This window comes from Gordoniibacillus kamchatkensis (genome assembly GCF_000829455.1).
In the GTDB taxonomy this organism is placed as follows: Bacteria; Bacillota; Bacilli; order Paenibacillales; family NBRC-103111; genus Gordoniibacillus; species Gordoniibacillus kamchatkensis.
On sequence record NZ_JXAK01000005.1, the window covers coordinates 1 to 23,491 of the forward strand.

A 23,491-nucleotide genomic window follows, 5' to 3' on the forward strand; every position below is an offset into this window, starting at 1 on the left:
GGGCTTGTCGAAATTGAATACGTGAATCGGCAAATTGTAGTCTCGGGCCAGAATGAACGCCGACTGGTCCATCACCTTCAAATTGCGCCGGATCACATCTTGACGATAACTCCCCCCTCTAAAAAGAACAGGACAGCAGATCCCATCCGCCGTCCTGTCCATACTGCCTCGCTCCCGCCGCCACGCTTCACGCCATGGACGGCTCCTCCAGCTCCAGCACCGCATCTTTGCTGATGACCGTGCCGATATGCTTGCCCTCGCAAATTTCCTTCATCGAGCCGGGCTTGTCGAAATTGAATACGTGAATCGGCAAATTGTAGTCTCGGGCCAGAATGAACGCCGACTGGTCCATCACCTTCAAATTGCGCCGGATCACATCGTCGTAATGAAGCGACTTGTACTTCCTCGCATCGCGGCTCAGCTTCGGATCCGCTTCGAGCACGCCGTCCACGCCCTGTTTGGCCACCAGCAGCGCATCGCAGTTAACCTCGATCGCTCTCTGCACGGAAGGATAATCCGTTGTCACGTACGGCTGACCGTTGCCCCCTGCGAAAATGACGATGTAGCCTTTCTCCAAATGGTGGATCGCCCGCAAACGGATGTACGGCTCCGCGACGGAAGTGGTCGGAATTGCTGTCATGACGCGAACTTCTTTGTCGGTTTTGGCTTTGAGCACGCCGCGAAGCATCAAGCTATTGATGACCGTCGCCAGCGTGCCGATATTATCGGCCTCCGCCCGCTCGATTCCCCAGCTGTCCGCCATTTGGCCGCGGAAAATGTTGCCCCCGCCGATGACGATGGAAACCTCCACTCCCATATTCACTACCGACAGGATTTCGCCCGCAATGTGCTCCAGCCGCTCCGGCTCGAAGCCGAATTCGCTTTTGCCGGCGACGGCCCCGCCGCTTAGCTTGATCAGAACCCGCTTGTACTTGTTCAAATCGCAGCACCTCCGCCAAAATAAAAAAACACTAAAGCAACAATCGCTTTAGTGTTTCCATGGAACGGGAATAGAGGAACCCGGTTTCCTCCTCATTTTCCCGCCCCCTTTCTTTCATATTCATTACATCTATTCTATGCTCGTTGCGGCGAAAACGCAACTTCCGGCGTTATATCGGAAAGGAGTGAATACAATGGTACAAACAAGAAGGCGAGGTGACCGGAATGAGTCCCAGGAAGACGAATCCCAGCGATATTATGCTTCCCGAAGGGTATACCATCAGCGTGTTTGCCGAGGGGCTAACGACCCCGATCAATTTAACCTATACGGATGGCGGAGAGATGCTTGTAGCCGATGCCGGGGTTGCGGATGGCAACGGCAAAGTGTTGAAGCTGACGGGCAGCGGCACTACCGTTCTGGCCGACGGGTTTCATCCGCCTCTGACGGGCATTACGTATCATCGCGGAGACATCTATGTGGCGCACCGGGGGTTCATTACGAAGGTGGGGCGGGACGGGTCGAAGGAACATGTGTTGGCAGGGCTCCCCAGCATGGGGGACCATCATAACAATCGGGTCGTCTTCGGTCCGGACGGGAAAATGTATTTCGGGCAAGGGACGGCCACCAATTCCGGCGTCGTGGGAACCGATAACAGGTGGGTGCAAAACTATCCTTATTTTCATGATTACCCCGGTACATACATTCGTTTATCGGGCCAAAATTTCCGTACAGACAACGTATTGACCGAGTCCGCACACGATTACGCCGAGACGGGAGGGTTTTCCCCGTTCGGCATAGCGACCGCACCGAATGAATGGGTCAAAGGCGTCACTGCGGCCAGCGGCAGCATTTTACGGGCAAATCCGGACGGCTCGCAGCTGGAGCTGGTCGCATGGGGGCTGCGCAATCCGTTTCGCATGAAGTTTGACCGGCAGCATCGATTATACGCAACGAATCATGGCATGGACGATCGCGGCAGCCGTCCGGTTGGCCATTGTCCGGATGAGTTTCATATCATCCAGCATCGCGCCTGGTACGGATGGCCCGATTATGCCGGAGGCGTTCCCGTGACGTTGCCGCAGTTTATGCCGGAAAACAAACAGCGGCCTTCCTTCTTATTAGCCGAGCACCCGATGACGCCCCCTAGGCCGGCCGCCGTTTTCGAGCCGCATAGCGCCATTATGGGGTTTGACATTAACTACAGCGCCGCTTTCGGCCCCGCCGGCGACGTATTTATCGCCGAATTCGGAAGCGAGGCCCCCCGAACTACAGGCGGAAAGCCTGAGCCTCGGGTCGGCCACCGGGTGTCCAGAATCGACATGCGGACGGGGAGAGTGATCCCCTTCGCCATAAACCGCTCGGGCGTAGCCGCCAGCCAGTCCGGGGAGGGCGGTTTCGAGCGGCCGATCGATGCCGTATTCGGGTCTGAGCGCGATTTGTTAATAGTAGATTTCGGTATGGCGGGCGAAGAAGGGTTCGTCCAGCATACCGGCGTCATATGGAAAATTAGCCGCCGATAGCTATAAAAATCAGCAAGTATATTTGGTAGAGTAGTCCAATCCTTTCTGTCGCTCTAGCAATATAAATATCATACAAGAAAGGAACGGCAGGGCGGCTCCACCTCCCCCCTTTCCATACCGCATAAAGCATACCGCAGCCCGGCTACTGCAGATGCTGCCCGCTCCTCCGTTCCTTTCTTGCATTGATCATATACTGCGACTCAACAATTTGATATGGAAGGCGGTGAAGTGGAAATGTCTGCTGCAGGCTCTTTCTTTACCAGCACGGGGACTATTCTGGTTCTCTTTATTTTGCTTGTTATTGTAAGCCGCATGGTAGGTTGGTGATTGCTCCCGCTTTCCGGTTTTCAATCAATGTGATCGCTTTGCCTCCCCAGCAACGACCGGACTGATCCGCCATACAGTTCGGTTGTTGCTTTTTTTCAACTGAAAAAGAGAGAGCTTAACGGCAAATAGAAAACCGCCCTGGTCTCATATGAGGCCGGGGCGGTTTTTGTTAGGATTAATAGCCTAACATCGTGCGGGAAACAATCACCAGCAGAATAAAGAGCACCAAGATGGTAGCCGTGCTAGTAAAGAGGCCTCCAACACCGGCACACGACCCAGTGTATCCCATACCTTCTCACTCCCCTCTGTTTCGGATAGTATAAGATATACTTGAAAGAGACATTGCGCTTGGACAAACGTTCTGATAGAAATGTCTATTTTTTAGTAGTCTTTTTCCGCCGAAAATGGGAGATGGAACAAGCAGAAACTATCGACAAAACATATCTAATAAGATACGACAGCCAGTACTGTGTCGGTTTGAATGATACAGCAAGGGAGGTTGAGAGCGATGGCTTCCTTAATACCTCGCTTTAGAGTCAATTCCAATAGCGGCGTCTTGAACAACGGCAACGCATTTATTATAGCGCCGACATCCAGCACCAAAACCAGCAGCGGTTCGGGCGGGTCATTAACGGGCGATTTCCCGTCAACGGTCACCGTCGTGAACGTTACGATCACATGCGACTCCAATATGATGAACAAGCAGTCAAGAAGTTTCCCGGCGCTGCGGAGGAAAGCTTGATTACTTGCCGGCGCTTTCGTACCACGGGTTAAAATGGACCATGACTTCCTCTACGTCGTTATGGTGCTCCATAATGATTTGTTTAATTTTCCGCGAAACGTCATGCCCTTCTTGCACGCTCAATTGTGCGGGGATACCGACTCGAACGTCGACAATCGTGTAGTACCCGTGCTCGCGCGCGCGAATTCGGTCGATGCGCTTCACTTCCGGAACCGAACGAACGAGTTGCATAAAGGAATCAAGCTTTTCGGCGGATACGTTCCTCTCCATCAAAATATCCATCGCGTCTCTCCCCATATGGTAAGTCAGTCTCAACACCAGGAAAGCGACGATAATGCCGGCGGCCGGATCTCCGTAACGGAGGAAAGCGATGTCGTACTTGTCGCCAATGAGCGCAGCCCCGATGCCGACTACGGCGGCGATCGAAGCGTACACGTCAGCCAGGTGATCGTACGCCGTGGCGATCAGGCTTTTGCTGTTCGCCTTCTTCCCGAGCCGGATGCAATAAAAGTAAAGCCACTGCTTCCATGCAAAAGAAACGATAGCCGCGATCAAAGCGATATAGCTCGCTTCGGCCGCGGGGTGCAGCAAAGCTTCGAACGAATGAAAGGCGATGAAGAGAGCGGCGAGTCCCATAATGACGGCGACGACGGCGGAGCCGATGACTTCGGCTTTGCCGTGGCCGTACGGATGCTCGCGGTCCGCCGGCTTGCGGGCGACAATCGTAGAGCCCAAAGCTGCGGCGGAAGCGATCACGTCGCCCGCGTTGTGAATGCCGTCGGCAATCAATACTTGGCTGCCAAACAAAAAGCCGACGATCACTTTGATGGCGGTCAAAATCAAGTTGCTAACCAGGCTGACCCAGCCGGCAATAACAGTAGCTTTGTTCGCCTGCATCATTTATTGCCCCCTACATGATTTTTGCCGCCGGGAAACAAAAACCCTTGACCGCCTTGGTCAAGGGTTCCGGTATTTTTTGACGTTGGCATGTTAGTCGATAACATCATAAGGCACCACACAATGATTAAAGTTGCATTATTATACCATGAACGCCGGAAAATTACAAAGCGGCGCCTGTCCCGGCAAGCCGTCAGGCACCCGGGCTTTCGCGGCCGCCCCCCTTTACTTTACAAAGTTCCGCAACTTCCTTATGATAAGTGGTAAAACAACTCCGGGGTCATATCGGACAGGTCAGGAGGTCAAATCGCATGCTTGGCATTCCCGTTTCCATTCTCGATCTTGCCCCCATCGTGAGGGGCGCTACCGCGGCGGATTCGTTCCGCAATACGCTCGATCTGGCGCGCCATGCCGAACAATGGGGCTACAACCGCTACTGGCTGGCGGAGCACCACAATATGCCGGGAATCGCCAGCTCGGCCACCTCGGTCGTCATCGGCTACGTAGCGGCGGGCACCGAGAAAATCCGTGTCGGTTCCGGCGGCGTGATGCTGCCGAATCATGCTCCGCTCGTCATTGCCGAACAGTTCGGGACACTAGAGTCGCTCTATCCGGGGCGTATCGATCTTGGCCTCGGCAGAGCGCCGGGGTCCGATCAGCTGACCGCCCGCGCTTTGCGGCGCAGCCTCGGCAATGACGGCGACGATTTCCCCGAGCTGCTGGAAGAGCTTCGCGCTTACTTGAAGCCGCCTTCCGGAGTGCATGGGGCCAAGGTTCGTGCCGTTCCCGGCGAAGGGCTGGACATTCCGATTTGGCTGCTCGGCTCGAGCGGCTTCAGCGCCCGGCTGGCGGGGCAGCTCGGCCTTCCGTTCGCTTTCGCCAGCCATTTTGCGCCGGATTATTTGCTTCCGGCCCTGGACATATACCGCAGCAGCTTCCGGCCGTCCGAGGCGCTGGATAAGCCCTACGCCATGGTCGGAATCCACGTCGTTGCCGCCGACACGGATGAAGAAGCGCGCAGGCTGGCTACGTCGCACGAATTTCAATTTCTGAACATTATCCGCGGCCGGTCCGGTCAATTAAGTCCGCCTGTCGACAGCCTGGACGGCGTCTGGAGCGAATACGAGAAATCGATCGTCCGCCAGCAGCTCAGCTATTCGGTTGTAGGAAGCAAACAGACGGTGCGGGACAGACTGCGGCAAATCGTAAGCGAAACCGGGGCCGATGAACTCATCGCTGCGGGGCAAATTTACGACCATGCGGCGCGCTTGCGCTCGTACGAGCTGCTCGCCGAAGTTGCCAGAGGAGAGTAAGCAGAAAGAGAAAGCGGCAGGCACTCATGGACTTGAGGGCTTGCCGCTTTTGGTATGGGCTTGTCAGTTTGCCAGCTTGCGCAGCTCGGGGTACTCCTCCAAATATCCGTAGCGGTGCAGGTCACGCAGCGCTTTGCGGATGCTCTGCTCGTCTTCCCCCGACTGGTTCGACAGCTCCTGCAGCTCGCTCAGCTTGATTTGCGGATGGTTCGCCAAATAAGCGAGCAGCCCTTTGGCCGCCCACGACAACCGGTTGTCCGCAAATTCGCCGACCATGTGGCGAAATACTTTATGCGGCAGCAGCTTGTGGTCCGCCAACCTTTGCAGCGCCTTCACCGCCTGCCCGGATTGCATGCGGCCCTGCCTGGCGACCTCGTCCACCGTCGGCAAGGAGGCTTCCGCTACGTACGATTTCATGACGATATAAACCATCTGCGCGTAAATATCCAAATTCGGCTCGAAAAAAATATCGGTGGAAAGCGTAAAGTTACGCGTATTGTCGTCGATAGATGCGCCGCTCATACGATCGTTAAATCTCCTTTCACTCGTCGTCGCGCCGGTCCAGCAGCTTGCCGGTGTTTTTCCTGGACAGCGAGAAAATTTGCGCCATATTCAGTTTCCGGCTTGGCTCCGGCCGGCTTGGTTCCGGATCCGGCCAATCTTCCATCCACGCCGCGGCAGGCGGCCTGTACGTCGCCGGCTCCAATAGCTCATCATCGGCGCCGAAGTCCTCGATGTCGGCCGGCATTGGCGCAGCAGGCTCAGATGCGGGAAAGCGCGCGTCTGCGTGCGGGTTCGCGTGCTCGTGCCCGCGTGCGGTATCCCTCCGTCCTTGTACGTGCGCCGCGAGAATGTCCATAACGCCTTGGCTGAAAATGCCTTCCGCCTTGAGCCGGTTCAAATAATCGATGACTTCGGGCGGCGTCTCGGCGGGAATATAGAGGGTAACGTCTTTGCCGGGCCGGACATAAACGGTGGAGCGCCTCTTTTTCAAGGCTCCGTGCTTGCGGCAGCCGCCGCCGTTTTATGGTCTCTGGCAGCCGCCGCCTCTCCCGCATGCCGCAGCGCGTGATCGAGCAGCAGGAACGTCCCGCGGCAATTGCGGAACTGGCTGTATTCCTGGGAATCGAAACGGATCGGCAGCCCCAGCTCCGCATTCAGCTTCTCGATCCACGGCTGCAAAATGATCGCGCCGCCGCCGATAAACCAAAATTCGCCCGCGTAGCAACATGCTTCCATGCGCCTCTGGCGTACTTGAGCACTTTTTCCGCAAGCAGGCGCATGTGCCTGTTCACCAGGTTCGTCATGTCGAACACGACTTTGCCCTCGGCGTAAATCTCGTACTCCTTATTTACCAGCATGATGGTCAGCTCGGCGGTGCTCGCGATCAGCTCCTCGCCTTGCGCGTTGACCTCGCTGCGAATATGCTCCAAAGCGTCGTTGAGGTGGATTTTCGCTCCGGTCGAATGCCGCTGATCCAGCTCCAGCCCCGGCCGGAAAAAGGCGATATCCATATCGACGCCGCCGACGTCCGCGATCCCGAACCCTTTGGACGACAGCGGCGTTTTCAGCGTCGCTTCCATGTCGTACACGCCCGAAACGTCATCGATGCAAATATCGATGGGCAGCGCAAACTCCAGCTCCACCGTAACCCCTTTGAATACGGGCGTCGTGACGAAAGTGACGGAATGAATCCCGCTCGCAATGCGGTGCGCAAATTCGGCGCGGAATTTGGATATTTCGCTGATCGGCAGCCCGGTCCCGAGCTGCACCGCCGCCTTGATCCTTTTGGCGCCGCTGCGGATTGCCTCCTCGTGCTTGCAAGCTACGGCGTAAGCCGCGCCCGTGAGCAGCGTAATCATCGTTTCGGGCCGTTGCGCCTTTTTTTGCGCGGCCTTGTCGCCGACGATTTCATGGACGACGCCTTCATCGCCGATGGCCAGATTCCCGACATACACGTGCCGGTACTTGTCGCCCTCAATGGCCGGAGACGTAATCTGGACATCCAGAAAATCGAGCGGATCGCCCTGTTCGATCAGCAAAATGCGCTCGCCCGTAGGCTGCGAAACAACGTTAGGGAAAATGAAAGTATGGCTCAAATCGTCGTAGATGCCTTTAATATGACTGCTGCCGTTATCCATGGACAAAACGATGGAGGTGGTCAGGCTCTCGCTCTTGGCCAAATCGATTCTCCTTTCATCAACCTTAGGTAGGTTAGTATAAAACGTTCGGCCGGCGGATCGCGGTTTGTGTCGGTTTCGGACAAAAATAACAGTTTAGACGCAAAATGGAACTTTAAACGTTAACGTTTAAAGTTCCATTTTCTGAAGGTTACGGTTTGAAGTTTGAAGGTTAAAAGGTAAAGTTTAAACTTTAAAGCGTAAAGTTGGCATAATCGGGCTGCTTCCGGCGCATATTACCGTTCAGGTAGCCGGGTCGTTTACTTTCTCTTTGCTGATAATATCCTTCACAACGTCTTCAATGGTTATGTTCCCCAGCGCCTTCTTAACGATTTAGGAGGACGATACAATGAAAATCGGCATTATCGGTGCAAGCGGCAAGTCGGGAAGTCTTATTCTCAAAGAAGCTGTCGAAAGAGGACATGAAGTGACGGCCATTGTAAGAGACGCATCTAAGGTTCAACATAAGCAAGTTGCCGTCTTGGAGAACAATATTTTTGATTTGAAAGCGGAAGATCTCAAGAAGTTCGATGTTGTCGTAAATGCCTTCAACGCCGCTCCCGGGCAAGAACATCAGCATGTAGAGGCCGGCAAAGTGTTGATTGAAGCGCTCAAGGGCGCTCCGCAGACAAGATTGGTGGTCGTAGGCGGAGCGGGAAGTTTATTTGCGGACGAAGCGCAAACCGTGCGCGTTCTGGAAACCCCGAATTTTCCCGCGGCGTATTATCCGACAGCTTCCAACATGGCGAAAAACCTCGAAGAGCTGCAAAGCACGAGCGGAATTCAATGGACTTATATTAGCCCGGCGGCATTTTTCAACCCGGAAGGCAAGCGAACGGGCTCTTACCAACAAGGCAAAGACCGGCTGCTCGTCAATGCAAAGGGCGAAAGCTACATCAGCTATGCCGATTATGCGATCGCCGTTTTGGACGAAATTGAACATCCGCAGCATCGAAACGAACGTTTTACCGTTGTTGCCGAAGCGGAATAAGCGGATGAATCGGGGCACCTGGACAGGTGCCTTTAATTCGAATGCAGCGCTTGGTATCGGATAACAAACCCTGGCATATGGATGGATCACTGCCATAATCTCACTCACGCCGCATTAGGCATGACCCTGCACCTCATGTACGAAGGCGTCACCTCTCCGTTTTCGATCGGGAGCGCAACGAGAAACCATCCGGAATAATAATAGTCGAGGGGCCGTCCCCAAAGCCATGAGAACGGCTGAGGGGCAGCCCCTTTTTACACGCTCGGTACTGCTATTTTCGCCGCACGGATCTTCAAGTTCCGGTTCTTGCCGCGGGTGTAGCCGCCCGCTCCCCTTTTTGCAGCTGATACATTTTGTAGTATCTGCCTCCCAGCGCCATAAGCTCGTCGTGATTGCCCCGCTCGACAATCTCGCCGCGGTGCAGCACGAGAATTTGATCGGCATCGCGAATCGTCGACAGCCTGTGCGCGATCACGAAGGTGGTGCGGCCTTCGCTGACGACTTTGAGCGCTCTTTGGATGATCCCCTCGGTCTCGCTGTCGATGCTGGCCGTAGCTTCGTCCAGAATCAGAATCGAAGGATCGAACGCAAGCGCCCGGGCAAAAGAAATGAGCTGCCTTTGCCCGGACGATAGCGTGCTCCCCCGCTCCACCACCGGCTCGTCGTAGCCGCCGGGCAGCTGCTCGATGAACGGCGCAGCGCCCACGTCCTTGAGCGCCTGTTTCACCTGGTCGAGAGAGATGTCCTTGTTGTACAGGCTCACGTTGAATTTAATATCTCCGGCGAACAGAAACGGATCTTGCAGCACAATCCCCATATGTTTGCGCAGCGCTTGCTTGGACATTTCCGAGATGTCGCGCCCGTCGATCGTAATTTTACCCTCGTTCGTCTCGTAGAAGCCGAGCAGCAAGTTCATGATCGAGCTTTTGCCCGAACCCGTATGGCCGACCAGCGCCACTGTCTCCCCCTTGCGCTCTTCGAACGAAATCCCCTTCAGCACCGGCTCCCCGTCTTTGTACGCAAAGGTGACGTTGTCGAATTTCACAAAACCTTCCGGACGGCCACCCGATCGGCCTTCTCTACCTCCGTGCCTTCCAAATCCATAATGGCGAACACCTTCTCCGCGGAAACAAACGCCCGCTGCGCGTTCGTCAGCTGGTCGAAAATCCCGATAATCGGCTGGAAAATGCGCCCCAAATAATCGATGAAGGCGTAAAACACGCCGAACGATATCGCCGTCTGCAGCGATTCCCGGCCAAAATACCAGACGACAAAAGCGGTAACCAGGCTGCCTATCGTTCCTACGATATTGCGGGAAGACAGGGAGAACACCCGGAACTGTTTGATTTGATTCGCATACCGGTCCTCGTTCAGCTGCTCGAATTCCGCCAGCGTCACTTTCTCGCGGCGAAACGCTTGAATAATCGGCATGACCGTGATCGATTCGTTCATCATGGCGTTCATATCGCTAAGCCGGGCGCGCATAATGCTGATGAACACCTTGGAGTATTTCAAATGGATTCGCATAATGAGAGCGAACAGCGGCGGCAGCAGCAAACAGAACAGCGCAAGCCGCACATCCAAAATAAACAAGGCGACGAAAATGCCCGTCAGCTGCACCAGGCTTACGACGAACGTGGCCATGAAGCTCATGAACAAATCGCGCACGGCTTCCGTGTCGTTCGCTATTCTCGATACGACTTGTCCGATCGGGGTGTTGTCAAAATACCGCAGCGGGATGCGCTGGATGTGCCGCATCAAATCCATCCGCATATTTTTAATAATTTGCAGCGCCGTCGATTGCAGGATGTACGATTGGGTGAAGTTTGCGACACTTGCAGTCAGAAGAAGACCCATATACAAGGCAAGCAGCCCGAACACCGGCGCTAATTCCGGCGCCCCCGCGGACAGGTGCTTGTCGATAATCGTTTTGGTTATGTACGGCCCGGCCAGCTCTGCGCCGACCGCACAGAACAGGATAAGCAGCGCGCCGATAATTCGGAACTTATAGGCGAGAGCATACGCGAGCAGTCTTCTCGCCGTGGATTGCTTTGGCATCGTTATGGCCTCCTCATCGTTTGCACCGCTAGTCCTCCAGGCTCGCTTCCATTTGTTGGCGCTCCCACTGTTCCTTGTACCAGCCGCCGAACAGCATCAGCTCGTCGTGCGTGCCCTCCTCGACGATCCGTCCCTCGTCCAGCACAAGAATCCAGTTCGCATGGCTGACCGCAGACAGACGGTGCGTCGCAATCAGCGTCGTTCTGCCGTCCCGTTCCTTCCGGATATTATGGAGGATGCGGCTTTCCGTGCGCGCATCGACCGCCGAGAGCGCATCGTCGAGCAGCAAAATTTCCGAATCGACGAGCAGCGCCCGGGCGATCGCCAGCCGCTGCTTCTGGCCGCCCGACAGCATGACGCCGTTCTCGCCGACGATCGTATTCAGTCCTTCGGGCATGAGGGCCACGTCCTGGGTGAACGAGGCCATCTCCACCGCTCTGGCGATTTCCCCGGGCGTCGCGTCCGGCTTACCGAGCGCGATATTGTCGCGAATCGACTTGGATAGCAGCAAGTGCTCCTGCGGCACGTAAGCGACCCAACGCTTCATCCTGTCCAAGGCGATATGTTCGACCGGTACGTCCGACAGGAAGAGCTTCTCCCGATCGACCGGATATTGGCGCAGCAGCTGTTTCAATAACGTGCTCTTCCCGCTGCCCGTCTTTCCGACGATGCCCAGCGTCTGCCCCCGCTCCAAGCGGAACGAAACGCCCAGGAGACTGGGATAATTGGCTGTCGGATACGTGAAAGTCAGCTTCTTCATCTCGATGCTTGCCGGCACTTCGAGCGCAACCGGCTTTTCCGCATCGTGCAAGTCCGCCTGCTGCATGAGCGCGGTTTCCAGCCGGTCGGCCGAGGCGCTTCCGCGCTGCAGCACATTGATGAATTCGCCGAACGAAATCATCGGCCAGATCAGCATGCCCAGATAAATATTAAACGAAATAAGCTGCCCGAGCGTGATCTGATCGTGAAACACGAGATAAGAGCCGTAGCCGATGCCGATGGAATAGCTCACCCCGACGATGAGCGAAATGAGCGGCTGAAACAGCGCGTTCAGAATGGAGACGCGTTTGTTTTTATTCATCACGTCCGACGTGACGCTGTCGAAAGCGTCAAGATCGTGATTTTCCTGCACGTAGGAACGAATGACGCGGATACCGGATATCGATTCCAGCGCATGGTCGTTCATTTTGCCGAAGGAGGCTTGGGCTTCCAGAAAGCGGCTTCTTACTTTTTTGCCGAGCTTGCCTATGACCAGCGCCAGGAACGGCAGCGGCACAAGCGCCGCCAGCATGAGCTTGAAGCTGATCAAGGAGATCATCGTCACGATGACGACGGACGCCCCCACCAGCGTGTTCACCAGCGTCATAACGCCGTAACCGGACGTCTGCCCGATCGCCAGCACGTCATTGGTCGCAAGCGCCATCAATTGGCCCGTGCTGTTGCGCTGAAAGAAAGACGGCGTCATCCGCGTCAAATGCGCCATCAGCCGCCCCCGCAGCACTTTCTCGATGAGCGCCGCGTTCCCGAACAGCGTCGTAATCCAGACGTAGACCATGACATAAAGAAGCAAGGAAAGACCTACGAGCAAAACGACCGTTTGGCTTAAGCCGGAAGCGGTCAAATCCCCACTGCGGATATGGTCGATCGTATTTCCTATCATTTTGGGCGGTATCGTCGTAAGCAGGCTGACCGCCGCCATCAAACCGATAGCGAGCGCATAACTGCCCCATCTCCATTGAAAAAACCACCGCAGCCGGGTCACAAACGACATTGCCGCCCCACCTTTTTCCATATTCAAATGCGCGTAGAATCATTTTACAGTTTTTTCCGAACCGCGTCTATGCGAACAGCCATCCCGAAGGATGGCTGCATCTTTCCCATATTCGTGAGATTTTACCGCTTCGCCTGCATTCTTGTATGGTCAATGCCCGATTCACCTCAAGCATTGCCGGTCAGCCTTTCCCTTGAATCGGTTTCATGGCCTTCCAGCCGTTTTAAAAACGTGTTTCTCCAGTTCACCGACAGCTCTTGCACTTCCAGTATCTTTCGAATCCCGATCAAATTCTCTTTCTCGTGATGCATGATCCGGTTGGCGTACTCAACCGTTATGGCTTCGGGATGCGGAGCGAGCCGGATCAAGCCGTCCGATGCGCTTACGTTCCCTTGCTGCAGCACGCGAAAATAAAAGCCGGTATAGCCCGTATCCTGCACGATCAGAGGCATGTCGGGACGACCGTACACGGCGGATAATTTGAAGCAGGGCTGCCGCGGTTGGCTGACCTGAACGATCGCTTCGCCAAGCAGGAACGTATCGCCGATGCAAACGTCCGTTTCGAGCAATCCTCGAACGGTTAAATTTTCCCCGAATGCGCCGTAAGGCAAGGCTTGCCCCAGTTCCTGCTCCCAGAACGGATAATGCTCGTAAGGATAGACGCAGACGGCCTTCTCTCGCCCGCCGTGGTGGACAAGGTCCGCCTGCCCGTCTCCGTCGAAATTCACCCACGATAAAAATAAAGGTTCCTTGACGGGATGCTTGAATAACCCGGTCGAGATATCCTTGCTTTGATACGGAATCGTCTTCGGCATGCCCACATTGATTGAAAGAATTTCGGCACCGTTCATAGCGAGCTATCCTCCCTGCTGTTTAATCCTACTATAATCCAACGAGTCTTTCATTCTCTTTTTGCGTCTCGAAAATAGATTGGAACTTTTATATGTTTTTCTTATAATGATTGCCATAACCTATCGATGCTCGGTGGAGGAACAACCATGGAATTGAAGCAGCTGGAATATTTTATGGCCGTATGCCGGGAATTGCATTTTACCCGCGCCGCCGAGAAGCTGGGTATCGCCCAGCCTTCGCTCAGTCAGCAAATCCGTTTGCTCGAACACGAAATCGGCGTGCCGCTGTTCGATCGCATCGGCAAGAAGACCGTCATTACCGAGGCCGGCAGGACGCTGCTGCATCACAGCTATAACGTGTTTCATGAGCTGTCCCAGGCGCGCGCCGCGATCAACGAATTGCAGGGCCTGAAGCGAGGCACGCTGAAAATCGGCGCGCTGCTCACGGTCGTCAACTATTTGCTCCCGCCTACCGTGATCGCGTTTCACCGCAGTTATCCGAACGTCGAGCTGTCCGTCCTCGGCTTGCGGACCGGGGACATTTATGACGGGCTATTGCAGAACGAGCTCGATCTCGGAATCGTCTATTTGCCGATGGAGCATGAAGATCTGGAGACGATCCCGCTGTACAAGGAAAACTTGGCGCTTGCGGCTCCCTTGGATCATCCTCTTGCCAAGGAGCCTTTTGTCACGCTCGATGTATTGAAGGAGACTCCCTCCGTTTTGCTGCCCGGGACGTACTTTTTGCGGCAGCTCGTTAACGAGCAGTGCGGCACGCTCGGCTTTACCCCCCAACCGGTCATGGAAATGACGACGATGGAATCCATCATCAACATGGTTGGAAAAGGCGTCGGCGTCACGCTTTTGCCGAGAGCGTATCTCAATTACATCGAGGATAAGCGGATTCGCACGGTTTCGCTTCAAAATCCGATGCTCACGACGCAAATCGGGCTCGTTTACCGCAAAAACAAATATTTGTGCGCCGCAAGCCGGGTTTTCATGGAACAGTTGATTGCGACGGTCAAAAAGCAAAACGGCGATTAAAAAGGACGATACCCCCAGGTGAGTGCGCCTCTCCCGGGAGCTTGCGGTGCTGTACGGCGAGCAGCCGGACCACAAGCCCGACACGTGCCGCCGCTAAGCCGAGAGTTACGCTCGGTTCGAGCTTGCCAGGACACTGGACAACAGATCGACGGCTTCGTCGATTTCTTCGTTCGTCACATACAAGTTCGGCATAAACCGGATCACGTGAGTGCCTCCCGGCAGCACAAGCAGGCCGCGCCGGTGCAGTTCCGTCACGATCGGGGCGACCGGTTCGCTGCAGGCGATGCCGATCAGCAGCCCGATTCCCCGTACGGATTGAACGATGGAATACGGAAGCAATCGCTCGGACAGCTTTTGCATCGCATACGCCCCCGCTTGTTCGGCGCGTTCAGGGAGACGTTCTTCCGTCAGCGTCTCCAGCGTCGCCACCCCGGCCGCGGCAGCAAGGGGAGCGCCTCCGAATGTGGACGCGTGGCTTCCCGTGGAGAACGCGTCCCTCAGCTTGTTTTTGCCCAGCATGGCACCGATCGGGAAGCCGCTGGCCAGTCCTTTGGCAAGCGTCACGATATCCGGCTCGATGCCAAAATGCTCGTAAGCAAACAGTTTCCCCGTTCGCCCCAGTCCGGTCTGCACTTCATCGACGATAAGCAGCAGTCCGTGCTCTTGACACAGCGCGGACAAACGAGTCACGAATTCCGGGTCCGCGAGATTCACGCCCCCTTCGCCCTGCACGAGCTCGAGCATAACGGCCGCCGTACGGTCGGTGATGTTGTCCTTCACGGATCGAATGTCGTTGTAGGCTGCGTAGGCAAACCCTTGCGGCAGCGGATAATAGCCATCCTTCACTTTATCCTGGCCCGTCGCAGTCAATGTCGCGAGCGTACGACCGTGGAACGACTTCTCGAAAGTGATGATTTCGTACCTGCTGTTGCCGAGCACGCGCTGGTGGTACCTTCTGGCGCACTTGATCGCCGCTTCGTTCGCTTCCGCCCCGCTGTTGCAGAAGAAGACGAGATCCGCGCAGCTATTCGCTACAAGCAGCTTCGCCAGCTTCTCCTGATTCGGAATGCGAAACAGATTGGACACGTGCCATAGCTGGTCAAGCTGTTCCTGTATGCGGCGCTTGACCTTCGCCGGCACATGTCCCAGATTGCATACCGCAAGTCCGGACATGAAGTCCAGGTACAATTTCCCCTGATCGTCCCACAGCCGGCTCCCTTCTCCGCGGACAAGCGTTATAGGATGTTTCGCATATGTCGGGAACAGAGCGCTCTTCTCTGCCAAGCTCTCGCCATTTCCCATCGAATTCGCTCCTTTACTTATTGATGGAAGCTCGCAAGCAGCTTGCGGATATCGGAAAGCTGCCTGTTGTTCTATGCGGTTCATGGTTGATAGAGAGGAAAACGGGATGTAAGCTCGCTTACCTTGCCGCGCAGCTGCTCCTGAACGGCATAACGATGCGGATGTTTTAAAGCGTGCGCCACGATGCCGGCAATCGCCTTCATTTCGTCCGGCCCCATGCCCCTAGTCGTAACCGCCGGGGTTCCGAGACGAATTCCGCTCGTCACGAGCGGACTGGCCGTGTCGAAAGGAATCGCGTTTTTGTTGACGGTAATCCCGATGTCATCCAGCAGCTGCTGCGCTTCGTTTCCGGTCAGCCCGATATTGCGCAGATCGACGAGCACAAGATGGTTGTCCGTCCCCCCTGTGACGAGATTCAGTCCTTCCGCCAGCAGCGCTTCCGCCAACGCTTGCGCATTGCCCAGCACGGATTCCATGTACGTATTGAACTCGGGCAGGGCTGCTTCGTGAAACGCAACAGCTTTTGCCGCTATGATGTGCATGAGAGGACCGCCCTGAGTGCTCGGGAAAACCGCCTTGTCGATCGCCTGCGCCCACGGCTTCCGGCATAAAATGACGCCGCCCCTCGGCCCGCGAAGCGTTTTATGGGTCGTCGCCGTAACGAAATGGGCGTGCGGCACCGGGCTCGGATGCAGTCCTGCCGCTACGATGCCGGCAATATGGGCCATGTCTACCAGAAACAGGGCGCCCGCTTCTTCGGCGATTTGGGCGAACGGCTCGAAATCGATCGTGCGCGGATAAGCGCTGGCGCCTGCTACCAGGATGCGGGGCTTGTGCTTCAGCGCCAGCTTGCGCACTTCGTCGAAATCGATCCGGTACGTCTGCTCGTTCACCCCATACGGAATGAAGTTATAGAGCTGGCCGGAAGAATTGACCGGACTGCCATGCGTGAGATGACCGCCATGGGAAAGATTCATGCCCAGAATCGCGTCCCCGCGTTGCGCTGCGGCGAAGTATACGGCCATATTGGCTTGGGCTCCCGAATGGGGCTGGACGTTGGCATGCTCCGCGCCGAACAGCTGCTTGACCCTTTTCCTGGCCAGTTCTTCCGCGATGTCCACGTACTCGCAGCCGCCGTAATACCGTTTTCCCGGATAGCCTTCCGCATACTTGTTGGTCAGCACCGTGCCCATCGCCTCGAGCACCGCTCCGCTCACAAAATTTTCGGAAGCGATCAGTTCGATCTTGCCGCGTTGACGTTCAAGCTCTTGGCTGATGGCCCGGGCTATGGCCGGATCTTGTTCGAGCAAATGCCGCATACGGTTTCCTCCTTAGCTTATCGCTTGCGCTTCGGCAGCGACCTTGACGTTTTTCAACGATAAACCCTCCGGCCCTTTTACCGGCAATCCTACTTCGAGGTGTTCGAGAATGTAGTCGATGTGCCGATTCCTTGAACAGGATAAATTCCGTATTGCCATAAAACGCAGCCCTTGGCGTTAACGTAAGCTGCGGAATGTCGGGAAATGCGATGATGGTTCGTGATCACTCTCGTTTCCTCTTCGGTTGCCGGATGGCTGTTCAAGCTTCGGGTTAAGTATAAAGGGAGAGAAATCATTGCTCAATACAATAATTCATATCATAACAATAGACATCACCTATGATTTGGTTACGGGAATTCAGCCGATCTGCCGGAATCAACTGAATGGGTCGGAGGGAGTATGCTCGGGGCATTCTTTCAGAGAGGCTTCGTCGGACAAATAGCTTTGTATCATTTCGCAAAAATGGGGAGCCGCGTCCTCCCGAACGTTCGGCGAAAATGAACGCAGCCCGGGCAAGGTTCCGAAATGACGAGATTTCCGCGTTGATGCATGGCGGAAACGATAACTCCAAGTCCAAGCTCGAAGCTTGCCAAAACGCTATCGGGAATGGATTGAAGCGCGTCCTCCAGCGTATGTCCCCAGTCCTCAAGCTTTAAGGCTGCTTCTCTGCCCTTTGCGGTTAGATCAAGCAAGGTCACGCGCCGGTCCCCGGACATTTTCTTTTTGGTCATCAAGCCTTTTTGCACCAGACCGTTGACGATCTTCACCGCCGTTACATGCGTCGCTCCGATCGACTTCGCGAAGTTGCCGATGGAAGCCACGTCGTTCCGGGTATTGAACGCGAACAGCAGCGCTTGAATTTGGACCGGGGACAAGCCTTGGGCATCGCTTTCCGTCTGCGTCAATTTTTTAATGGCCTGCGACATACGGAACAAGGCCATACTGACTCGAGCTGCGCGATTGCCCGTGCGCTCCTGCGGATCGAATATCATATGCTCTCGTACCTTCCATGCCGGGTTTTATCCCCTATTGTACACACAAACGCCGCCGGAAAAAAGCATACGAAAAACAAAAAGGTGCCGCTGCGAGGCACCTCGAGTCAGTCATTAACCGTTTTTAACGTCTTCCAGACTTGCGCCAAAATTGATGTGGTAGACGTTGCCGCCGACCACCAACGCCGGAACGGATTTTACGCCCGCTTGTTCCGCTTCCGCAATGCGGCTGCGGTCGGAGCCGAGGTGAACGACTTCCGTGTCGACTTTCGCCTTATCCAGGTACTCCAGTACTGCTTGCTCCGCATCGACACAAACGGGGCAACCCGCATGATAAAAAACCGCCTTCGCCATTTGAATCCTCTCCTGTTCTTTTAATATGTAGCATTGCTACGTATTTATCTTAGGATGGCGGCTCCGGAAGATCAATTACGAATCTCCTATCGATATGATAGGCTGGACCAATATACAGCCGCACAAAAAAACAAGGGCCGATTGCCCTGCTGCATAAAGCTCCTCCGCATACCCCCACGCCAGCCTATCGGAACAATAAGAAATTCGTAATTGATGTACACGCCCTCTCACCTTATACTGCATGTGAAAAAACATTTACAAGCAAGGTTGGCGATCCGAATGTCAGATCGGCATTTCTTACGTTTATTGACTGAGCTCACGTCCCATAAATGGCTGTCGCGATTGGTCGGCGCGTTGACGAAGTCGAGGGTGAGCCGCATCCTGATTCCGTGGTATTCCAGAACTTATGCCATCCAGATCCAAGAAGCGGAGAAGCCCCTCCGCGATTACCGAACGTTAAACGATTTTTTTATCAGGAGGTTGAAGGAAGGGCTTCGGCCCGTTCATCCGGATGCATCTTCGCTTGTTAGCCCGGTGGATGGTACAGTGACAGGAATCGGACGCATTCACGACGACCTGGCTATCACGGTTAAAGGCCAGGATTACAACGTATGGGAGATTTTGAATCAAGAGCAGGTTTCCGATACGTACCGCGGCGGCTTTTTCATTGTTCTGTATTTAAGTCCGGCCGATTATCACCGCGTTCATTCTCCGGTTGCGGGATCGATCGTCGGGAAAGCCCACAGCCCGGGAAAAGTTTACCCTGTCAACGGATTCGGTTTGCGTCACATGCGCAAAGTGTTGAGCCGAAATGAACGGCTCCTGACTTACATCCGGCATCGCTATGGGACTCTTGCGGTCGTCAAGGTCGGCGCCATGAACGTGAGCAGCGTTCAATATGCGGAAGGACTAAGGGATCGCATTGCTAAAGGGGCGGAGCTTGCCTATTTCGAGTTCGGCTCAACCGTCGTTTTGCTGACGGAAAACGCGTCTTTCGCATTCCGCGACGATCTCGCCGTAGGCAGCCGGGTGCGGGTAGGCGAGCCGATAGGCTTTTGGGGGGACATTCGGGAGGACGAGGAAGATCGGGGTTAAAATTCTCCAAACCACATATTGACATCGCCTCGCTTTGCTTTTATATTTGTTGTACATACAAACGAAGGAGGAGCATGCCGCCATGGACGACTCTTTTTTGCACAACTGCTTATTTTTTACGGCGAACCGGCTCAGCCGCGCCATCACGAAGCTCGCCGAGGAAGAATTCGCGCCGACCGGATTGACCCCCATGTACGGGTATCTCATTCGGCTCGTGAACGGAGCCCCGGGCATATCGCAAAAAGAATTGTCCGAGAAGCTGGCCATTACCGCTTCCACGCTCACGCGCTTTGTCGACAAGCTGGAATCCAAGCGGCTCGTGGAACGGAAAGTTCAAGGGAAGACTGTGCTCGTGTACCCGACCGCGAAAGGGAAAGAACTGGAGGATGCGATTCGTCTCGCCTCGAAAAATTTGCACAGCAAATATGAGGCGCTTATCGGCGAGGAAGCTTCGGAGCAGCTCAAGGCGGTCATTGTGGCCGCGAGCGAGAAGCTGGAAAAACGGTAACATTTTTGATGAGTCTTTTGTATGTACAACTAATAAAAGTCGCCGAAAGCGAGGGTTCACCCAATGAAAGCAAGCCCGCCTACACCGAAAATGTATTACGGATGGATCGTTGTCGCCATCACCTTTGTGACCTTGCTTGTATCCGCAGGAATCCGTTCCATACCGAGCATCTTCATGCTCCCGTTCGAAAAAGAGTTCGGATGGAGCCGCGGCGGCATATCCAGCGTCGTCTCGATCGGCATTTTTTTGTACGGATTGATCGGCCCTTTCTCAGCCGCCCTGCTGGAGCGGTTCGGCATCCGCCGCGTCATGGTCGCCTCGCTGGCGGTGCTGGCAGTTAGTCTGTCGATTACGCCTCTGATGAAGCATCTGTGGCAGTTTGAGCTGTTATGGGGACTTGTGGCCGGACTTGGCACAGGAATGATGGCGAACGTGCTTGGCGTTACGGTAACTAATCACTGGTTCGTCAAAAGGAGAGGGCTGGTTGTCGGGATTCTAACGGCCAGCGCGGCTACGGGCCAGCTGCTGTTCCTGCCGCTGCTGGCCAAAATTACGGTGGAGCTGGGCTGGAGATACTCGGTTTACACCGCCGTCGCCGTCATTGCCGTCTTGCTGATCGTCGTCGCCATCTGGATGAGAAACCATCCGTATGATGCGGGTGTCGCCCCATACGGCGAGCAGGAGCTCGTCAAACCGGCCCCGTTTCGGGGGAATTTGTTTCTCACGCCGCTGCAGGCGCTTCGCTCCGGCCTGAAAAACCGCACCTTCTGGCTGCTCGCCGGCACGTTCTTTTTTTGCGGCTTCTCGACCAACGGACTGATCGGCACCCATCTCATTCCCGCCTGCGGCGATCACGGCATTCCCGAGGTAATGGCGGCCGGGCTGCTCGCTCTGATGGGGCTGTTCGACCTGTTCGGCACGACGCTGTCCGGATGGTTATCGGACCGGTACGACAGCCGCTGGCTGCTTTTCTGGTACTATGGGCTGCGCGGCCTTTCCTTGCTCTTCTTGCCTTATGCTCTTAATGCGAGCGCAACGAGCCTTATGATTTTCACAGTTTTCTATGGCTTGGACTGGATTGCCACCGTTCCGCCCACCGTCAAGCTGGCGACAAAGGAGTTCGGCAAAGAGAAAGCGGGCATGATCTTCGGCTGGGTTGTCGTGTCTCATCAAATCGGCGCGTCGGTGGCTGCCTACGGGGCCGGGACACTCAGAGATTTGCTTGGCTCTTATACCGTTCCTTTTATCGCGGCCGGTTTCGTATGCTTGTTTGCCGCCTTAATGGCTATCCGGATTGCCAAAGTCGCCTCTGCTTCCGCATCTGCTCCTGCAGCCTAACAGCTGCAAGCTAACATGCGGGGAGCCTATTACTTATTTGCCCGTCAATGAAAGCAGGTAGTGGATCAAGGCGTCCTGCTGTTCTTTGGTGAAGCCTGTCGATTCATCCACCCAAAATTCGTGCCCGGTCCCGGCGGCATGCACGTCTTGAAGCCGCTTGGATTGCCGGTTTGCGGCGATCACTTTTGCCGCAATTGCTTGTCGACCAAAGCGCGCAAGCTGTTGGCCGGATCGGGCGCGACTCCTTGCAGGAGGGTGCCGGGGATGCCGATTTGCTTAGCGGCGTCCGGTCCTACCGCAACTCCACCGTCATGCAAATACGGAGCCGTCCACAGGAGCCCGATAAGCCCTTTGACCTTGTATCCGCCCGGTGAATCGCCATGCGCAAAAGCCAGCTTGATCTGCTCGGGGTCCAAGTGTCCGGTCGGAACAGCAACGGCCTTGGCGCCTGGCGGCACGGGAACCGGCGTGTCCGGGGCGTACATCGATGCGGGACCGAACATGTTCCCGGTTTTCTTGAGCGCCGCGGCGCGGGACGGTTCCGTGCCAATGACCGTGGACGGAACGACGCGATTGTTCGTAAACGCGTCTCCTGCGTGGCAAGAAATGCATTGCGCGCGTTTAAACACCTCTTGCCCCATTTTCAACGTTCGCCCGTTCGCTTGTTGTTTCCCGGCGGGCGGAACGATCGTGTTCTGATACGCGGCCATTGCGTTGACCTGTTCGCCTACTTTGTAACCGGGCGAGCTAATATACAGCCCATCTGGGGCCATCATGGTCAGCTTCGGGAACGACGGGGGCTTGATCATTTCGTTTACCCCCGGGACGCCCGGAGTCGGATCGACTTTGGCGAAAAACTGCGACGGCTTCACTCCGCTCTTCGGATCGTACCGAAATTTGCGGCTCGCGGCGTTTTGCAGCAGCGTGCCAGGTACACTTCCTTATCTATGCCGAATAAAGCCGGACTCGCTTCTACTTGGGCCAGTGAGTCGGAGTTTTGGGCATGGACGTTGTTGCTGAACGCGCTAAGGCCGTGAAACGGCCCGGCTGCGGCAAACCCGCTCCACCCGTACGGATGTCCGCCTTTCGTAAAGGAATCGGGAATTTGCGCCGGATTGCTTTTCAGATCGATGGTCGAATCGAAATTGCCCCTCGGCCATTTTACGAGGTTATCGTCCACCGCCTTCTCCAAAGCGGCCGGATCGGGCAGCGCGCTTTTGCCGCCGTCTGCCGTAGTGACGGTACGGGTTACGTCTTTCACATATTTCTTGAGATTGTCGACATCGGTATGCGTAAAATAGGCGGCAGAATTGGTCGCCAGCGCCATGAGCAGGCCGGCGTTGAGGTCGGCATTCGGCGCGCCTTCAACGACCGTTTTCGTCTGCGGATCGACGGTTGCATGGCAAGCCATGCAGGTGATTCCTACTTTCACGGCCCCTCGCGAAAACTTTACCGGCATCCCCAGCGGGGCGTAGGCTCCTTTGGGCACATCGATGCCCGTATCGATTTTCTCGCCCTTTCTATACGTTTTGCCGCCCAGCGTCACATCTTGGGCAAGTTCGACCTGCAAATTGGACGTCCCTTGCCCTTTTAACTGCGCGATCGCCTTGCCTATGTTCGTTATCGTCAACGGGCCGTTCACCAGCCCCATAATATCGGTCAAAAACACTTCATTACCGAACGTTTCCTGATATAACGTTTTCCTGCCTAGGCGGAGCAGCTCCTCGCTTATGGGAACGTCCCTGTTGCCGGACGAGAGCATTTGCAATCCGCCTGCGTTGGCAGGATTCAGAACTTTGTCCCGCGGCGGCAAATAGGCGTATTCCGGCTCCCGCCAGGTTACGGCGATGCCGACCGCTCCGAGCAATACGACAGGGATAAGAAAATATAGCCAGATGCGCGGCCTCATGGAAAAGCTCCTTTGTCGGGTAATGTTGCGAATTGGGATT

General features: G+C 55.4%; 23 protein-coding genes and 3 pseudogenes. 10 read left to right on the top strand and 16 right to left on the bottom strand.

The features are described 5' to 3' along the window. Window positions 1–99, bottom strand: a pseudogene (gene pyrH, locus SD70_RS35775) (UMP kinase); the annotation flags it as partial. Window positions 100–187: 88 nt separating this feature from the next. After that, window positions 188–940 (bottom strand): UMP kinase, encoded by a 753-nt coding sequence (gene pyrH / locus SD70_RS04050; RefSeq protein WP_041045917.1) that lies wholly within the window; start codon window positions 938–940, stop codon window positions 188–190. Between the two features lie 224 nt (window positions 941–1,164). On the opposite strand from pyrH (SD70_RS04050), the gene SD70_RS04055 reads away from it, so the two are divergent. Then, on the top strand, window positions 1,165–2,460 hold the full coding sequence (locus tag SD70_RS04055; protein WP_041045919.1) for a PQQ-dependent sugar dehydrogenase: 1,296 nt from the start codon (window positions 1,165–1,167) through the stop codon (window positions 2,458–2,460). 234 nt (window positions 2,461–2,694) lie between these two features. Then, the gene (locus SD70_RS37585; RefSeq protein WP_231571037.1) at window positions 2,695–2,787 is read left to right on the top strand and encodes a YjcZ family sporulation protein; all 93 of its coding nucleotides are present in this window, start codon (window positions 2,695–2,697) and stop codon (window positions 2,785–2,787) included. A gap of 175 nt (window positions 2,788–2,962) precedes the next feature. Here the strand turns inward: SD70_RS37585 and SD70_RS37590 are convergent, their stop codons facing one another. Continuing rightward, window positions 2,963–3,076, bottom strand: coding sequence for a sporulation protein YjcZ (locus SD70_RS37590; RefSeq protein WP_231571038.1), 114 nt, complete (start codon window positions 3,074–3,076; stop codon window positions 2,963–2,965). 219 nt (window positions 3,077–3,295) lie between these two features. On the opposite strand from SD70_RS37590, the gene SD70_RS40205 reads away from it, so the two are divergent. After that, the gene (locus SD70_RS40205; protein WP_197080935.1) at window positions 3,296–3,529 is read left to right on the top strand and encodes a spore germination protein; all 234 of its coding nucleotides are present in this window, start codon (window positions 3,296–3,298) and stop codon (window positions 3,527–3,529) included. Here the strand turns inward: SD70_RS40205 and SD70_RS04065 are convergent, their stop codons facing one another. Next, window positions 3,530–4,429: a cation diffusion facilitator family transporter gene (locus SD70_RS04065; protein ID WP_041045923.1), complete on the bottom strand. Its 900-nt coding sequence runs from the start codon at window positions 4,427–4,429 to the stop codon at window positions 3,530–3,532. A 308-nt stretch (window positions 4,430–4,737) separates the two neighbouring features. Here SD70_RS04065 and SD70_RS04070 point away from each other — a divergent pair, with 308 nt between their 5' ends. Next, window positions 4,738–5,739 (top strand): LLM class flavin-dependent oxidoreductase, encoded by a 1,002-nt coding sequence (locus tag SD70_RS04070; protein ID WP_052487033.1) that lies wholly within the window; start codon window positions 4,738–4,740, stop codon window positions 5,737–5,739. 63 nt (window positions 5,740–5,802) lie between these two features. On the opposite strand, the gene SD70_RS04075 is transcribed toward SD70_RS04070, so the two are convergent. The 4 genes from SD70_RS04075 to SD70_RS04090 are packed head-to-tail and all read right to left on the bottom strand — an operon-like array spanning window position 5,803 to window position 7,922. Continuing rightward, entirely contained in the window at window positions 5,803–6,261 is a 459-nt protein-coding gene (locus SD70_RS04075; protein WP_041045925.1) for a hypothetical protein, read from the bottom strand. A gap of 19 nt (window positions 6,262–6,280) precedes the next feature. Beyond that, window positions 6,281–6,733, bottom strand: a complete 453-nt coding sequence (locus tag SD70_RS04080; RefSeq protein ID WP_041045927.1) for a hypothetical protein — start codon at window positions 6,731–6,733, stop codon at window positions 6,281–6,283. After that, complete coding sequence (locus SD70_RS04085; protein ID WP_041045929.1) at window positions 6,730–6,921, bottom strand: hypothetical protein; 192 nt, start codon at window positions 6,919–6,921, stop codon at window positions 6,730–6,732. Before SD70_RS04085 ends, SD70_RS04080 begins: the two co-directional genes overlap by 4 nt. Beyond that, window positions 6,897–7,922 carry a ParM/StbA family protein gene (locus SD70_RS04090; RefSeq protein ID WP_041045931.1) on the bottom strand — a complete coding sequence of 342 codons (1,026 nt, stop codon included), beginning with the start codon at window positions 7,920–7,922 and terminating at the stop codon, window positions 6,897–6,899. The genes SD70_RS04085 and SD70_RS04090 overlap by 25 nt, the downstream gene beginning before the upstream one ends. Window positions 7,923–8,268: 346 nt before the next feature. On the opposite strand from SD70_RS04090, the gene SD70_RS04095 reads away from it, so the two are divergent. Next, the gene (locus SD70_RS04095) at window positions 8,269–8,910 is read left to right on the top strand and encodes an NAD(P)-dependent oxidoreductase (protein ID WP_041045934.1); all 642 of its coding nucleotides are present in this window, start codon (window positions 8,269–8,271) and stop codon (window positions 8,908–8,910) included. A gap of 60 nt (window positions 8,911–8,970) precedes the next feature. Continuing rightward, window positions 8,971–9,108 (top strand): multicopper oxidase domain-containing protein, encoded by a 138-nt coding sequence (locus SD70_RS34530; RefSeq protein WP_394297935.1) that lies wholly within the window; start codon window positions 8,971–8,973, stop codon window positions 9,106–9,108. 94 nt (window positions 9,109–9,202) lie between these two features. Here the strand turns inward: SD70_RS34530 and SD70_RS04100 are convergent. From SD70_RS04100 to SD70_RS04110, 3 genes and pseudogenes are all read right to left on the bottom strand, one after another. Continuing rightward, window positions 9,203–10,968, bottom strand: a pseudogene (locus SD70_RS04100) (ABC transporter ATP-binding protein). A 28-nt stretch (window positions 10,969–10,996) separates the two neighbouring features. Next, on the bottom strand, window positions 10,997–12,739 hold the full coding sequence (locus SD70_RS04105) for an ABC transporter ATP-binding protein (RefSeq protein WP_041045937.1): 1,743 nt from the start codon (window positions 12,737–12,739) through the stop codon (window positions 10,997–10,999). Window positions 12,740–12,906: 167 nt separating this feature from the next. Then, a complete protein-coding gene (locus tag SD70_RS04110) occupies window positions 12,907–13,590 on the bottom strand; it encodes an MOSC domain-containing protein (protein ID WP_041045939.1) in 684 nt (227 codons plus the stop codon). 147 nt (window positions 13,591–13,737) lie between these two features. On the opposite strand from SD70_RS04110, the gene SD70_RS04115 reads away from it, so the two are divergent. Continuing rightward, the gene (locus SD70_RS04115) at window positions 13,738–14,634 is read left to right on the top strand and encodes a LysR family transcriptional regulator (protein WP_041045942.1); all 897 of its coding nucleotides are present in this window, start codon (window positions 13,738–13,740) and stop codon (window positions 14,632–14,634) included. A gap of 105 nt (window positions 14,635–14,739) precedes the next feature. Here the strand turns inward: SD70_RS04115 and SD70_RS04120 are convergent, their stop codons facing one another. The 4 genes from SD70_RS04120 to SD70_RS04135 all read right to left on the bottom strand — a co-directional run bounded on the left by SD70_RS04120 (window position 14,740) and on the right by SD70_RS04135 (window position 18,601). Beyond that, window positions 14,740–15,936 (bottom strand): acetylornithine transaminase, encoded by a 1,197-nt coding sequence (locus SD70_RS04120; RefSeq protein WP_041045944.1) that lies wholly within the window; start codon window positions 15,934–15,936, stop codon window positions 14,740–14,742. A gap of 80 nt (window positions 15,937–16,016) precedes the next feature. Further along, window positions 16,017–17,255 carry a serine hydroxymethyltransferase gene (gene glyA, locus SD70_RS04125; protein ID WP_041045946.1) on the bottom strand — a complete coding sequence of 413 codons (1,239 nt, stop codon included), beginning with the start codon at window positions 17,253–17,255 and terminating at the stop codon, window positions 16,017–16,019. Between the two features lie 449 nt (window positions 17,256–17,704). Further along, window positions 17,705–18,247, bottom strand: a complete 543-nt coding sequence (locus SD70_RS04130) for a MarR family winged helix-turn-helix transcriptional regulator (protein WP_231571040.1) — start codon at window positions 18,245–18,247, stop codon at window positions 17,705–17,707. Window positions 18,248–18,361: 114 nt separating this feature from the next. Continuing rightward, on the bottom strand, window positions 18,362–18,601 hold the full coding sequence (locus SD70_RS04135; RefSeq protein ID WP_041045948.1) for a glutaredoxin family protein: 240 nt from the start codon (window positions 18,599–18,601) through the stop codon (window positions 18,362–18,364). 279 nt (window positions 18,602–18,880) lie between these two features. On the opposite strand from SD70_RS04135, the gene asd reads away from it, so the two are divergent. The 3 genes from asd to SD70_RS04150 all read left to right on the top strand — a co-directional run bounded on the left by asd (window position 18,881) and on the right by SD70_RS04150 (window position 21,542). After that, the gene (asd, locus tag SD70_RS04140) at window positions 18,881–19,696 is read left to right on the top strand and encodes an archaetidylserine decarboxylase (RefSeq protein ID WP_041045950.1); all 816 of its coding nucleotides are present in this window, start codon (window positions 18,881–18,883) and stop codon (window positions 19,694–19,696) included. Window positions 19,697–19,778: 82 nt separating this feature from the next. Continuing rightward, entirely contained in the window at window positions 19,779–20,204 is a 426-nt protein-coding gene (locus SD70_RS04145; protein WP_041045952.1) for a MarR family winged helix-turn-helix transcriptional regulator, read from the top strand. Between the two features lie 63 nt (window positions 20,205–20,267). Continuing rightward, entirely contained in the window at window positions 20,268–21,542 is a 1,275-nt protein-coding gene (locus SD70_RS04150) for an MFS transporter (protein ID WP_041045954.1), read from the top strand. Window positions 21,543–21,575: 33 nt separating this feature from the next. On the opposite strand, the pseudogene SD70_RS04155 reads toward SD70_RS04150, so the two are convergent. Further along, window positions 21,576–23,451, bottom strand: a pseudogene (locus tag SD70_RS04155) (electron transport protein). Window positions 23,452–23,491: the final 40 nt, after the last annotated feature.

What these genes read in the sequence shown, in the direction of transcription:
- SD70_RS04055 (WP_041045919.1), top strand. Translation starts at nt 1,165, where the DNA reads ATGAGTCCCAGGAAGACGAATCCCAGCGATATTATGCTTCCCGAAGGG.
- SD70_RS37585 (WP_231571037.1), top strand. Translation starts at nt 2,695, where the DNA reads ATGTCTGCTGCAGGCTCTTTCTTTACCAGCACGGGGACTATTCTGGTT.
- SD70_RS37590 (WP_231571038.1), bottom strand. Translation starts at nt 3,076, where the DNA reads ATGGGATACACTGGGTCGTGTGCCGGTGTTGGAGGCCTCTTTACTAGC.
- SD70_RS40205 (WP_197080935.1), top strand. Translation starts at nt 3,296, where the DNA reads ATGGCTTCCTTAATACCTCGCTTTAGAGTCAATTCCAATAGCGGCGTC.
- SD70_RS04065 (WP_041045923.1), bottom strand. Translation starts at nt 4,429, where the DNA reads ATGATGCAGGCGAACAAAGCTACTGTTATTGCCGGCTGGGTCAGCCTG.
- SD70_RS04070 (WP_052487033.1), top strand. Translation starts at nt 4,738, where the DNA reads ATGCTTGGCATTCCCGTTTCCATTCTCGATCTTGCCCCCATCGTGAGG.
- SD70_RS04075 (WP_041045925.1), bottom strand. Translation starts at nt 6,261, where the DNA reads ATGAGCGGCGCATCTATCGACGACAATACGCGTAACTTTACGCTTTCC.
- SD70_RS04095 (WP_041045934.1), top strand. Translation starts at nt 8,269, where the DNA reads ATGAAAATCGGCATTATCGGTGCAAGCGGCAAGTCGGGAAGTCTTATT.
- SD70_RS04105 (WP_041045937.1), bottom strand. Translation starts at nt 12,739, where the DNA reads ATGTCGTTTGTGACCCGGCTGCGGTGGTTTTTTCAATGGAGATGGGGC.
- SD70_RS04110 (WP_041045939.1), bottom strand. Translation starts at nt 13,590, where the DNA reads ATGAACGGTGCCGAAATTCTTTCAATCAATGTGGGCATGCCGAAGACG.
- SD70_RS04115 (WP_041045942.1), top strand. Translation starts at nt 13,738, where the DNA reads ATGGAATTGAAGCAGCTGGAATATTTTATGGCCGTATGCCGGGAATTG.
- SD70_RS04120 (WP_041045944.1), bottom strand. Translation starts at nt 15,936, where the DNA reads ATGGGAAATGGCGAGAGCTTGGCAGAGAAGAGCGCTCTGTTCCCGACA.
- glyA (WP_041045946.1), bottom strand. Translation starts at nt 17,255, where the DNA reads ATGCGGCATTTGCTCGAACAAGATCCGGCCATAGCCCGGGCCATCAGC.
- SD70_RS04130 (WP_231571040.1), bottom strand. Translation starts at nt 18,247, where the DNA reads ATGATATTCGATCCGCAGGAGCGCACGGGCAATCGCGCAGCTCGAGTC.
- SD70_RS04135 (WP_041045948.1), bottom strand. Translation starts at nt 18,601, where the DNA reads ATGGCGAAGGCGGTTTTTTATCATGCGGGTTGCCCCGTTTGTGTCGAT.
- asd (WP_041045950.1), top strand. Translation starts at nt 18,881, where the DNA reads ATGTCAGATCGGCATTTCTTACGTTTATTGACTGAGCTCACGTCCCAT.
- SD70_RS04145 (WP_041045952.1), top strand. Translation starts at nt 19,779, where the DNA reads ATGGACGACTCTTTTTTGCACAACTGCTTATTTTTTACGGCGAACCGG.
- SD70_RS04150 (WP_041045954.1), top strand. Translation starts at nt 20,268, where the DNA reads ATGAAAGCAAGCCCGCCTACACCGAAAATGTATTACGGATGGATCGTT.